Genomic DNA, 12,327 nt, shown 5'->3' on the forward strand with positions numbered 1-12,327 from the left:
TAGTTCATTGGTTCATTAGTTCATTGGTCTTTTATGACGGGCTATTGAACTAATGAACCAGTGGAGCGCAAAAGTATCGATTAATAGCTTAAATAGCCACTTCGTTTAACAAGCCTACTCCATTGCCTATTAATGAGCTGTATACCGATGGCGCGTAACCTATTTTACTGGTGTAGTATTCGGTAACACCTCTGGCGTATTCTTCAAACGCATCGCCTTTTACCAAAGCTATGGCGCAGCCGCCAAAACCTGCCCCTGTCATGCGGGCACCGGCTACGTTGGGGTTGGTTTTACTGTATTCGGCAACGGTATCAAGTTCAATGCCGCTTACCTCGTATAAATCGCGCAATGAATCATGCGAAGCGTACATCAGCCTGCCAAATTCATCAAGGTTATTGCCGGCCAGTGCTTTGGCAGCAAGTTTTACCCGGTCGTTCTCTTCAATAACGTGTTTGGCGCGTTTAAGTACTGTAGGATTGGTAATCAGGTGCTGGTATTTGCCGAAGGTTTCGGCATCAATATCGCATAAGTAATTGATATCCAATTCCTGCTGTAATGCTTTCAAAGCGGTTTGGCATTCTTCTACACGTTCATTGTATTTTGATTCGGCCAGTTTGCGGGGCTTGTTGGTATTGATAATGGCCAGCACATATTCGCCCAGGTTGCTGTCAACTGCTTCGTAATCAAGTGTGTCGCAGTTTAGCATCAGGGCTTTGTTTTTTTCGCCAAAGGCAACTGCAAACTGGTCCATAATGCCGCAGTTTACACCAATAAAGTTATTCTCCACTGACTTAGATAACTTAACCAAATCAAGTTTGCTGTAACCACTATTGAAAATATCATTTAGCGCAAAAGAAGTTACCACCTCGATAGAGGCCGACGATGACAAGCCCGAACCGATGGGTATATCTCCGTAGAAAAGCATGTCGAGGCCTTGTAAATCATGGCCTTCCTGTATAAAGCTGTTGATTACACCGATTGGGAAATTAAACCAGGTTTCGCCAACTTTTTCATATGATGCCTGTAAAGGGGTATCTTGCTGCTCATTGAAATTTAAGCTCCTGAAACGGAAAACACCATCCTCATTAGGCGATGTTAACAGGTAAGTGCCAAAAGTGATGGCGCAGGGCATAACCAGCCCCCCGTTATAATCGATATGTTCGCCGATAAGGTTTACGCGTCCTGGTGAGAAGTAGGCGTTGTCGGCTTCTTTATTAAAGATGTTGATAAATTCCTTGTGCAGATTATTCTTCATTATTCGGTTTATATTACAATTGGAAAACAAATATTGTAAAAATTGTCAAGTTTACATTTATAAAATTAAATTAATTTCAAAAAACATCAAATTTTAGGTAAGAAAATAGAAGTTTCGCCTGGATTTTTAATTTTATAGCTTTACATCTATCAAAAACATAAATTAACCCTATAAGTTAAATTACGACAATCAAATTTTAAACTATGAAACAATACCTGGTTACCGGCTACGATTATACCGACGAAGGTGCCCTTGAACGCCGTATGAATACACGTGCACATCATCTTGATGGGGTGAAAGCGCTTAAAGCCAATGGCAATTTTATTGCTGCCGCGGCCTTTTTAAACGAAGAAGGTAATATGATAGGTTCGGTAATGATGCTGCAATTTGAATCGGAAGAAGAATTAAATGCCTGGAAACTGGCCGAGCCCTATGTTACCCAAAGCGTTTGGGAATCTGTAGATGTGAAACCTATTAAAGTGGCGGTTATTTAGGTAGTATCAAGTAGTAAGTATCAAGTAGTAAGACTGCTGCAACGCGCAGCTAATTTAAATAGCTTCATCTGAACGTGAAAATCTTGATACTTACTACTAAGAACTATTCCCTTCCAACTCTCCAACGGACCATTTGCCAATAGCCTTCGGCATCTTTGGTGTAAAATGCGGTATAGCCAATGCCCATCATATTAAAATCAAAGGCAAACTCGGTTACGGTGGGGTCATCAGGTAAAAAATTAGGAAGTACGCTATCGGCAACTAAAGCTATTTGTTCGCTTAATTCGTCTTTATCGTTTTTAACAACTTTAATTTCGGTGCTTTTTATATAATCTTCCAGGTTTTTAAACTGGTAATTGGGCGTTGGGGCAAATTCATCCTTAAGCTTGCGGGCGGCATTGAATGCGTCTGCAAGGCTTTGCTGTTTATAAGCTTCCATGGCTTTTAGTAAATCGGGAGCTGATATTTCGGACACGCCATCGGCGCCGGTGGTGTAAAAGCTGTTTAGTATTTCTTCTTTAGTTTTCATGTGCAGGGTATCACTTTAATACAAAACAAAAGGATGCGGTAAAATTAACCACATCCTGTCGCTTTTAGCCTTAAATAGCAAATTAATTACAATTGGCCAAGACTGTTCAGCACGTCCATATCGTCTTCTGATAGTTGAATATCGGCTGTTTTCATATTTTCTTCCAGGTGTTTAACGCTCGAGGTACCCGGTATCAGCAGTATATTTGGCGAATGGTGCAGCAACCAGCTTAAGGCAATTTGATGGATGGTGGCACCATGTTTACCGGCCACGCGTTTTAGTACCTCTTCGCCTTTTACGTTACCGCCGCCAAGCGGGAACCAGGGGATAAATGCAATGTTATGCTCGCGGGTATATTCGAGTTCCGCTTCCCATTTGCGGTTATCAACGCTGTACATATTTTGTACCGATACAACTTCGAAAAACTGTTGTGCCAGTTTTATATCCTGCACACTCACTTCAGATAAGCCGATATGTTTAATTTTGCCATCCTGTTGTGCCTTTTGCAATACCTCAAATGATTTTTCGGCCGGCACTTTCGGGTCAATGCGATGCAATTGGTACAGGTCAATCCTTTGCAGTTTAAGGCGTTTAAGGCTTCCTTCAAGGGCCTGGTTTAAATGCGCGGGCGACGAATCAATTGGCCATTCGTTTGGGCCGGTACGTAACAAGCCCCCTTTTGTTCCAATAACCAGGTCGGCGGGGTAGGGTACAAGCGCTTCGGCAATCAACTCCTCTGACACAAAAGGGCCATAGCTATCGGCAGTATCAATAAAATTTACGCCCAGTTCAACAGCGCGTTTCAACACACGAATGCACTCTTTTTTATCGTTGGGCGGCCCCCAAATACCCTGGCCGGTAATGCGCATGGCGCCATATCCCAGGCGGTTTATTTTGAAATCGCCGCCTAAAATGAAAGTTTTTTCAAATGAACTTGTTGTTGTAGCCATATTGTTAATATTGATTATAAGTTGAACTCAAATACTGCGGTATTGTTTGGTTTAGTATCAAGTAGCGAGTATCAAGTATCAAGATTTTGATTGTAGATTTGTTTATGCTTATTTAGCAGATGAGGTCTTGATACTTGATACTAATTTCTTGCTACTAAAAAGCTATCTTTCCATAAAAAATCAACCTTCATGACCGATCAGAATTTTACCAATCACAGGCGTTTGGCGCCAGGTTATCATTATGTATTGACCCTTTTACTTTTAGTCGGAATTATATCAGCCATGGTAAATGTAGTATTGCAATGGGGCACCAGCGGACTAATGACCTCGCTACTGATATTGCTGCTGTTTATCTGTTTGCTTTTTGTTTTTATTATGATGCGCACTTTTCCGTTAAAAGCGCAAGATAGGGCCATACGTGCCGAAGAAAGCCTGCGTTACTTTATACTTACGCGCCAGCCATTAAGCAGAAACCTTAGTATAGGCCAGATAGCCGCGCTGCGTTTTGCAGCCGATGAGGAAATGGTGCCGCTTGTTGAAAAAACACTGGCAGATAACCTTAAACCCGACGAGATTAAAAAAGCCATCCAAACCTGGCGGGCCGATCATCATAGGGTATAGAGTTTTCTCCCCTTATCTCCAGGCCCCCAGAATAGCGCCCATCAGCGTTAGGGATACCAAACTGTATCCGCCATTAATAAATATCAGGCGCCAGCTTTTAAGTTCAAAAAGGCTCATGGTGGCAATGGCGCTAAATGTCCAGATGCCGGCAAGTGCGCCAGCTGTTGTACCCCAGGCCAGGTCGGTTTTTGCATCGGCTAAAAAGGCAGCAAGGTTTGCCGCCATAATAAGCGAAAAAATGGCGGTCATTCCGAATATTTTGAGCTTATTGCCGGCTTTTAAGTCGGCCTCATCAAGTTTGTTATCGGCCACCCAGGCTTTGGCAAACAGTACAGGCGAATACCAGATACCGCCTACTAAAAATGAGGAGAGAGCGGCCACCACAACGGCAGCCCAGTTGATTAATTTAGGATCCATGATGATAAGTTTATGTGTAATTAAAGTTATCTGTTTTTGGATCAAAGAACAAAGTATTTTTGTGGAATAAAAAGGATTAATCAGGCGTGTGGGGGAAACAAAATTGGGCGTCCAGTTTGTCAGTCCTGATATCTATGGGCATTGTTGAAGCACGTTATCTACATCGTGTTGTGAAATCCAGACTTAGTTTTAAAAACTTCAAGTCTTTCGCCGTCATATCAATCCTCGTTCACAGCTTCGGGATTTTACTACTACCCATGAGGTGTTCCGTTTTACATAACCATCGGCTTTGAATGCTGGCTAAGACTCACCCGGCCGATGCTGCGCTGGGCCACCCTCTCTCCGGCTGACGCCGCAAAGAGGGTTAACTCCAATTTTCTATTTCGCCCCTCTCTCCGGCTGACGCTGCAAAGAGGGTTAACTCCAATTTTCTATTGCAACAGACGCAGCCTCGTCGGGGTGAGTCCACTCGCTGCCTTGCAAAAAAGCTACTTCACATTAAAATGTATTACCTGCCTGCCTAAATTGCCATCACCATCAAGACCTTCAATAATGGCCCGATACGAGCCGCGAGCATCACTGTTGTAAAAGTTAAAGGTGGCAACGCCGTTTTTATCGGTAATTACTTTAGGGTTCCAGTAAATGGTGTTCCTGAGATCGAGCCCTATTACGCTGCTTTTGCCAACTTCGTATTTAGGTACGTAAAAATCTTTGGCCTTACTATAACCTTGTACGGCAAACGTAATTACGTTTTGTTTGGGTATCAAAGCCATTAATTGCGACAGGGAAATTTTTTGAGTTTTGATCACCTTTTTGTGGATGATCATCACCCCTTTTGTTCCGTTTATACGGTTTATGCCGCTCAAGCCATCGTTCAAAAATATCTCTACAGATTCTACATCGTCGCCACTCATTGATGCAAGGTTGGTAACATCAATCTGGGCGCTGTTAATATAAATTTGTACCGGTGTTGTTTTTTTTCCCTGGTTGTAATCGCGGGTTACATAAAAGTTATTATCGGCATAAGTTAAGCCAAGCGCCATGGTGCTTAAGCAATTGATCAAAATAGGGCAGCCTTTCAGTTGCTCCGGCTTTATTTCATGATCGGCTTGCGGGCTTAAGCCGGAAAATGTGCCATAATCATTATGGCTGGCTTTTTTAACAACGGTTTTGGCCTTAATTACTACCTCTTTAAGTATTCTTGAGTTTTGGTATTGTTTGTGGCTGTTTTCCAGGTACGGGCGTATAACGCTATCGATATTCACAATTTCATCGGCTACATTGGGGTTTTTATTTACCTTTTGATATAGCTCTCCGTTAACGTTTATTACCATGTTGCGGCCGTTGGGGTTGTTGCGGGCACTCAGGGTAATTTTTGAGGTATCCCTCACCATTACGTCCGAAAACTTGAAGTTGCCCGCCATATCGGTAAGGGTTTCGGCCGAAAAATTATTATCGGGTACAATCAGGCGGATGCTGCCCTTACTAACCGGCAGCCCGGTATTGGTGCGTAATATACCCGATACTTCGATTCCCTGCTCGGGCGCAGTGTATATGGGCGGGTTTTTATCGGCCAGTATATCCTCATAATTAAAGCGGGTATAACCCTGGGTAAGCATCAGTATATCAAGATTATCTGACTTTTCCTGGTCGGGTTTATTAAAGTAATAGTTAGGCTTTTCGATATATCCCTTAAGGTCGGATGTAAGCAGAATATAGCTTAAAATGGTTTGCTCGTTATTTTCGTTAGATGGGATGGTGGCATCGTCTAAAACAGCCACCGAAAAACTGCCCACAACCGGGGTTGTTTTGTTAACTGCCGTTACCGACATTTTTACGTTTTGACGTACCGTATACGATGGCTTATCAGTTTTCAAATTTAGGCTCAGCTGATCGTTATGTTGAATAAACACCAATCGCTGGCACAACGCGTAGCCGCCCGACGAAAATAACGTGATTTGCAATATACCAGTTGGGAATTTTGATTTTGGAATAGCTGCCGAGTAGCTTTGATCTTTTAACACAGTAGATGCCGCGTAATATATCACGCCGCCGCTTTGTGCTACCAGGTAAAAGCTTTTGTTTTGTTTGCGTTGCAAAAATACATCGTTGGCTGCAATTTTTATATTAAGGTTATCGGGGTCGCTATTATTTACCATAAGGCCTATGCCCATATTTTGCACCCGGGGCAGTTTATAGGTAGCCGAAGAGCCATTGGGAAAAGTTACGTTGGCTGTGTATGTTTTGCCGCTTTCGGGCGTCATGCCAAATATGCCCATGCCCAGGTGGGCCGATGTAAATGTGGCTACTTCGGCTCCGGCATCGTCGGTTATTGTACCCTTAATATCGACGCCTAACCCTTTGGCGTTAATGGCTTTAAACGCCACCTTGGTACGTACGCCGTTGGTAAGCTGGCCGCTCTCGGGAAAAAACTGTACGTCAAAACTAGTTATCGATCCTGTTAGCGGGAAGGTGTTGGTTACAAAATTGCGGTCGCCCATGTCAATAGCAGTTACCAACGACCCAGATGTAAGCGTTGGGGCGTCGTTTTCTGGCAGTTCAACCAATAAGTTGCCTTTGGCATCGGTAGTGCCTTTGCCTTTGGCTATAGGATCGCCGTTGCGCACCAATTGCCAGCTTACTTTTTTATCGGCATAAGGCGCACTTGTAGGGTCTTTATAAACAATATTGGCGTTTAGCTTAATCATACCGCCCTTTTTGCCCGAGCTTTTGTAACTGATAAAGGTATTTACCTTGTTATCAAGCGCATTGCCGATGTTAATGGTGCGGTCGTAAAAATAATCGGCGTCAAAATTACGCATCCAGTTGGTGTATGCCCTTATTCGGTAGGCGCCTTGTTTAATGGTTTCGCCATCCAGTGTAATGTTGCCGTTGGCAAAGCCGCTTTTTAGGGGTAGCCTGAGGCCTGCAATTACCGAATCCTGGCTGTTTAGCAAATCAACATAAACAATGCCGCTTAAGGCCGAAGGCTGGTGTTTCTCCACCGTTACATAGGCTTTAAGCCATATGGTATCGCCGGCGGCGTAATAAGGCTTATCCAGGTGCAGGTAAACTTTTTCTATCGGAAAAGCCGTAGCGTACTTGGCGGTTTTTTCAATAACGGTATTAATAGGGATGCTATCCTGCTGGGCCATTGCGGCTAAACTAAAACATAAGAACAGCGATGCTACGAGTAAAAATTTTCTTGATATCATTAATATAAAGCGGCTAACGGGGCTAATATAAACATTTAGGGCTGTTGCATACGGGGTGCATACGGCATTTAACATTTTTTTACAAACTGGCAGGATTTGAACTATGTTTTACAATGAACGCTTAAAAATACGCTGCATTGTTTCGCGCTGCGAAAGTTAAAGCCATTTGATAGCATAGCACAGAAAATAACATGATTGTTACTTTTTTAATAAAAAATGGCAGCAGAGCAACCCTAATTTGCAGGTGCCGTTTTGCCTTCAACATGTACAGATACCATGCTGGAATGTATAATACCCAGGGTTGAGCCCGGTTTTATATTAAGATAAAACTTAAAATAACTATCCATAATACCATTGGCCATCCTGTTATAGGCCGCGGTAAATTCGGGCCCGCTGATATCAAGGTCGATAAGGGGCTTGCCGTAATGCATGCCGCCCTTATCATCAATATACATGGTAAATGAATAGTAAAAATCTTTGTAAGCCTTGTTGATCACGATATCGTAAGTAGGGTCGAGGTAATCGTCGGACGGGTCGAAATTGTTTTCGATGGTGGGTTTTGTAGTGCGTCGGCTAACCGTTACCTGCGGGCTTTTGCTGGTAATTAGGGCCGGTTGCCTTGCCGAAAACTGTTTTTTATAATCGGCATTTGCTTTTACCGCTAATGAGCGGATAAACAAAGTATCCTGCCGGCTGGGGTGCCTTAGTGTGGATGTATCGGTATGCAATACGTTTTTTACATAATTATCGGCATAAAAGGTCATGTACACTTTAGTGCCCTTAATGTCAAGCGAATCGCCTTTTTGTTTGATAATTTCAAGGATAAGGCTGTCTTTGGTCATTTTTTGCACCTTTAGCCAGGAGCGGGCAGCATTGAAAATAGAATCGTACCCGCGCGTTAGGGGAAAGTTGATAAAAGCTTTTTTGGTAGGGCTATAAATACTTACCGAATCGTCTGATACAAACTTAAGCTTCCATTGCGGCTCCAGCTGGTAGCCATATTCGTTAAAAGACAGTCCGTTTTTCTGCCTGCGTTTTACTTCAGAATAGTTGATGCCGTTATAAGGCTTAAAATCTATTAATTCTTTTTTTTTATTACCGGGGCCGCCACTGCAGCCGGTTTGTATAATGGAGATGATAGTAAGCAGTATAAAACCAGCCAGTTTTATTGTTTTTATATTGATAGATAGCATACGCCTTAAAGATATATATAATTCAATAAACTGCTAAAAGGGACTTTTAGATTTTGAAACTTTGGGATTTCGGATGAAATAGTTCTTCCCATCTATCTCAAAATGGTTTACCAATGAATGAATTCATTCCTGAACTGACGAATTAACTACTCGCTTTTAAGACTTTTTATGGGATTGGCTATTGCTGCTTTAACGGTTTGAAAACTTGATGTTATGATGGCTACAACAAGCATCCCGCCGCCACTCGCGGCAAATATCCACCAGCTAATGGGAGTACGGTCGGCAAAGCTTTGCATCCATTTATTCATGGCCAGCCAGGCTATTGGTGTTACCACAACAAATGCAACCAATATCAGCAGCGCCAACTCCCTCGATAGCAAAACTACCATCTGGCTAACCGAAGCGCCTATAACCTTGCGGATACCAATTTCTTTGGTGCGCTGGTTTGTGGTATAAATGGTGAGGCCCAAAAGGCCAAGGCAGCTAATGATGATAGATAATGCGGTTGCCCAGCTAAGTAGTGTAGAGGTGCGTTGCTCGCTTTCATAAAATCCGGCTATATTTTCATCAAAAAAATGGTAGTCAAAATCCTGTTCGGGGTAGCTTTGTTTCCATAAGCTGTTCATGGCTGCTATAGCTTTTTCCCAGTCACCGGGTGCGGTTTGTGGGTTTAGGGCAATGTGAAAAATGCGGTTAAAATACTGTCCGGGTTGTATAAGCAATATAACCGGTTTGATGGCATCGTGTAGTGATGATTGATGGAAATCAGAAAGTACGCCAACTACCTGACGGTGCTTGCCATGAAAGGATATAGCTTTTCCAATTGCATCTGCCGGGTTTTTAAAGCCAATGGCTTTGGCATAAGTTTCATTGATGAGCATGCCGCTCAATGTATCCCGTTGTTCCAGTATTCGGCCTTTTAATAGTTTTAAGTGATATATTTTGGTGTAGTTTTCATCTCCAAACTTAGGTAATACATCGGTTTTAATTTCTTTTTTACCATCGTTGTAGGTGGCCTGCTCCATATCTGTATAGTTGGATGCAGGTGCATCTATACCCATGCTTAGCTGTTTAACCTGTGGAATTGCCATTAATTTATTCCTGAAAAAGTACTGAACCTGCATCGACCTGTTTTGCCATGGTGTTTCAATAATCAGGATAGCATCTTTTTTGTACCCCAGGTTTTTATTTAGCGCATAGTACACCTGTTTGCTCACCAACACTGTTGACATTACAAAAAACTGGGCTATAACAAACTGGGTAACGGTTAGTGTCTTACGTAAAACAGAGTTCCGGTTTTGCGAGTTATCGTTACCCGATTGATTTTTAAGTACCTGTAGCGTTTTGTATCCAGACAGTACTTTGGCCGGGTAAAAGCCTGCAAGCAAGCTTACTATTATAGTTAGCCCCAGCAAAAACAAGGTAATGCCCGGATTGGCAAAATTAGCCTTAAGGCCCGGCGGTGTAAAGGCAGCGAATGCCTTTAACAAAACCGGGGTAAGCGCGGCTGATATTATAACCGCCATTAGTGTGATGCAAAAGGTTTCTAACATAAACTGGCATACCAGTTGTTTACGGCTGCTACCCAATGTTTTGCGGATGCCTATTTCTTTGGCCCTTTGGGTAGCTTGCGCTGTTGTCAGGTTGATGAAATTGATGCAACCCAACAGTAGTAACATGATGGCGATTACTATTAAACCATATAAAGCTGGCTTATTGGCTGTTGGCCGGTTGTAAAATATACCGTACCGGCTGTCAAAATGCATATCGGCAAGTGGCTGTAAGTGTAACTGGTAAGATGAACGATTGAATTGCTGATCGGTAGCAGTATGTGCTTTTAATATGGAATTTAGTTGTTTTTCAACCGATATAGGATCTGCATCAACTGTCGTTTTTATAAAATATTGGTCCCAGGCTAAATTTGTATTGGGGTACCAATCGGTAAATTTATATTGCAGGGTTTTGACTGCCTTAAAGGTGTTATAAGAAATAAAATCATGAAAGGCAAGATCGGTGTTGCCGAGAGGTTGCTCAACAATGCCGGTAACCACAGAAGTTTGCTGGTCATAGTGCCTGTCGTAAATAATTGTTTTACCCACCACGTCGGCAGGCGAAAGGTTGGGAAAATATAGTTTGGCCCGGGCCGCGGTTAATACCACCTGGTTAATACCGGTTAAAGCCGTTTTGGCCGAGCCTGCAAGCCAGTGATAGTTGAACATGTTAAAATAACGTTCATCGGCATAAATCATATCGTCCTGCTCTTTGTAACGTGTGCCAGCGGTTTGGCTGTTGGGGATTACCACATCAAGGTGCGCTATGGTTTCAAAGGGGGCCGCGGTTTCTACCCCGTTTGCTTCTTTTTTTGCAGCATCGGCCAACGGTATAGGCGATGCGCTGCTGTACGATAAATTACCATTCAATGTATAACTGGTTACAACGCGATAAATGCGGTTGCCATCATGATGGAATTTATCAAAAGTAAAATCAAAATGTACTACAAGGTAAATAACCAGCGCCGCGCTAATACCTACAGATAAGCCAACGATATTAATAAGCGTAAAAAGTTTATGACGCCAGAAATTCCGGATAGCTGATTTGAGGTAAGTTTTTATCATGGCTGTTAACTGATTATAGGTTTGATGGTTAACGCTAAATTAAAGGGTTTATTGGACGTCTGTCATTAAATTCCCGTTATTCCCTGCACATGAATGTTAATTTCGCTGGCATGCAGCATGTTCAATGTTTTGCCTGGTGTAACTTTCAGGTAATGTTTTAAATAGCTGTTCATGACGGCGGTAGACTGCCGTATATAGTTGTCTTTTAAGGATTGGCCAAGAAAGGGGATGAGCGGTTGATTATAATGCATTTGCCCATCCGAATCAATATACACGCTGAATGAATAGTAAAAATCAGCATGAGCCTTACTTATCGCGACATCAAAGGTTGGGTGCATATAGTCATCAGACGTATCAAAGTGATTAAGCAGATCGCCCTCGGCAACCCATTTTTTCACCTTAACCCGAGGGCTTGTACTGCTTAAAAAAGCAGGCTGCCGGGCTGCAAATGCTTTGGTGTAGTCTTTATTAGCCGCATCGGATAACGCCCTGATGAAGACCGAATCCTTGCGGTTTGGTCTTTTTAACACCGCGGTATCGGTGTGCAAGGTGTTTTTAATGTAATCATCGGCATAAAAGGTCATGTACAATTTTTCCCCGCGAGTATCAACGGTATCGCCATACGAGTTAATCATTTCCAGTTTCAGGCTATCCCGGTTCATTGCTTTTACTTTAAGCCAGGTACGGGCGGTATTAAAAATGGAGTCGTAGCCACGTGTTAACGGAAAGTTGATGAATTTTCCCTTAGTAGGGCTATAGATGCTTGCCGAATCGTTGGATACAAAGTTGATACGCCATTGAGGCTCCATCTGGTAACCATAGTCTGTAAACGAAAGGCCGTTTGCTGTAAGTCGCGAAATTTCTGAATAAGCCACTCCCCATACCGGTTTAAACGATATCAGGTCTTTTTCGCCGTTATGTTTAACAACAGGAGGGTGTTTACAGGCAAGGTTAAAGAATATTAAAAGTGTCAGGAGTAATACAGGTAGCTTCGTTTGGGTTATCATCAGGTAAAGGATTTTAGTTAAATATAGGTTA

Annotated in this window: 10 protein-coding genes; 2 read left to right on the forward strand and 8 right to left on the reverse strand. The window is 42.7% G+C overall.

The annotated features are described in order from the left end of the window. Positions 1-88 precede the first annotated feature (88 nt). Positions 89-1,255: a galactokinase gene (locus ACFGVS_RS30375; RefSeq protein ID WP_439696850.1), complete on the reverse strand. Its 1,167-nt coding sequence runs from the start codon at positions 1,253-1,255 to the stop codon at positions 89-91. 203 nt (positions 1,256-1,458) lie between these two features. On the opposite strand from ACFGVS_RS30375, the gene ACFGVS_RS30380 reads away from it, so the two are divergent. Continuing rightward, complete coding sequence (locus ACFGVS_RS30380) at positions 1,459-1,749, forward strand: YciI family protein (protein WP_090645992.1); 291 nt, start codon at positions 1,459-1,461, stop codon at positions 1,747-1,749. 103 nt (positions 1,750-1,852) lie between these two features. Here ACFGVS_RS30380 and ACFGVS_RS30385 read toward each other — a convergent pair whose 3' ends face one another. Together ACFGVS_RS30385 and ACFGVS_RS30390 are read right to left on the reverse strand one after the other, a co-directional pair. Beyond that, entirely contained in the window at positions 1,853-2,278 is a 426-nt protein-coding gene (locus tag ACFGVS_RS30385; protein ID WP_274208863.1) for a hypothetical protein, read from the reverse strand. 86 nt (positions 2,279-2,364) lie between these two features. Further along, the gene (locus tag ACFGVS_RS30390) at positions 2,365-3,228 is read right to left on the reverse strand and encodes an aldo/keto reductase (protein WP_274208862.1); all 864 of its coding nucleotides are present in this window, start codon (positions 3,226-3,228) and stop codon (positions 2,365-2,367) included. Positions 3,229-3,417: 189 nt separating this feature from the next. On the opposite strand from ACFGVS_RS30390, the gene ACFGVS_RS30395 reads away from it, so the two are divergent. Continuing rightward, on the forward strand, positions 3,418-3,849 hold the full coding sequence (locus ACFGVS_RS30395; protein ID WP_274208861.1) for a DUF6526 family protein: 432 nt from the start codon (positions 3,418-3,420) through the stop codon (positions 3,847-3,849). Between the two features lie 12 nt (positions 3,850-3,861). On the opposite strand, the gene ACFGVS_RS30400 is transcribed toward ACFGVS_RS30395, so the two are convergent. The 5 genes from ACFGVS_RS30400 to ACFGVS_RS30420 all read right to left on the reverse strand — a co-directional run bounded on the left by ACFGVS_RS30400 (position 3,862) and on the right by ACFGVS_RS30420 (position 12,296). Continuing rightward, complete coding sequence (locus ACFGVS_RS30400; protein ID WP_274208860.1) at positions 3,862-4,266, reverse strand: DUF1761 domain-containing protein; 405 nt, start codon at positions 4,264-4,266, stop codon at positions 3,862-3,864. A 488-nt stretch (positions 4,267-4,754) separates the two neighbouring features. Continuing rightward, complete coding sequence (locus ACFGVS_RS30405) at positions 4,755-7,481, reverse strand: carboxypeptidase regulatory-like domain-containing protein (protein ID WP_439696851.1); 2,727 nt, start codon at positions 7,479-7,481, stop codon at positions 4,755-4,757. 233 nt (positions 7,482-7,714) lie between these two features. Continuing rightward, positions 7,715-8,674: a hypothetical protein gene (locus ACFGVS_RS30410; protein WP_274208858.1), complete on the reverse strand. Its 960-nt coding sequence runs from the start codon at positions 8,672-8,674 to the stop codon at positions 7,715-7,717. A 146-nt stretch (positions 8,675-8,820) separates the two neighbouring features. Then, positions 8,821-11,289 carry an ABC transporter permease gene (locus tag ACFGVS_RS30415; protein WP_439696852.1) on the reverse strand — a complete coding sequence of 823 codons (2,469 nt, stop codon included), beginning with the start codon at positions 11,287-11,289 and terminating at the stop codon, positions 8,821-8,823. A gap of 65 nt (positions 11,290-11,354) precedes the next feature. Further along, the gene (locus ACFGVS_RS30420) at positions 11,355-12,296 is read right to left on the reverse strand and encodes a hypothetical protein (RefSeq protein WP_439696853.1); all 942 of its coding nucleotides are present in this window, start codon (positions 12,294-12,296) and stop codon (positions 11,355-11,357) included. Positions 12,297-12,327 lie beyond the last annotated feature (31 nt).

The organism is Mucilaginibacter sediminis, from assembly GCF_051903035.1.
Taxonomy (GTDB): domain Bacteria; phylum Bacteroidota; class Bacteroidia; order Sphingobacteriales; family Sphingobacteriaceae; genus Mucilaginibacter.

Coding starts and splice junctions, on each gene's coding strand:
- ACFGVS_RS30375 (WP_439696850.1), bottom strand. CDS start 1,255: ATGAAGAATAATCTGCACAAGGAATTTATCAACATCTTTAATAAAGAA.
- ACFGVS_RS30380 (WP_090645992.1), top strand. CDS start 1,459: ATGAAACAATACCTGGTTACCGGCTACGATTATACCGACGAAGGTGCC.
- ACFGVS_RS30385 (WP_274208863.1), bottom strand. CDS start 2,278: ATGAAAACTAAAGAAGAAATACTAAACAGCTTTTACACCACCGGCGCC.
- ACFGVS_RS30390 (WP_274208862.1), bottom strand. CDS start 3,228: ATGGCTACAACAACAAGTTCATTTGAAAAAACTTTCATTTTAGGCGGC.
- ACFGVS_RS30395 (WP_274208861.1), top strand. CDS start 3,418: ATGACCGATCAGAATTTTACCAATCACAGGCGTTTGGCGCCAGGTTAT.
- ACFGVS_RS30400 (WP_274208860.1), bottom strand. CDS start 4,266: ATGGATCCTAAATTAATCAACTGGGCTGCCGTTGTGGTGGCCGCTCTC.
- ACFGVS_RS30405 (WP_439696851.1), bottom strand. CDS start 7,481: ATGATATCAAGAAAATTTTTACTCGTAGCATCGCTGTTCTTATGTTTT.
- ACFGVS_RS30410 (WP_274208858.1), bottom strand. CDS start 8,674: ATGCTATCTATCAATATAAAAACAATAAAACTGGCTGGTTTTATACTG.
- ACFGVS_RS30415 (WP_439696852.1), bottom strand. CDS start 11,289: ATGATAAAAACTTACCTCAAATCAGCTATCCGGAATTTCTGGCGTCAT.
- ACFGVS_RS30420 (WP_439696853.1), bottom strand. CDS start 12,296: ATGATAACCCAAACGAAGCTACCTGTATTACTCCTGACACTTTTAATA.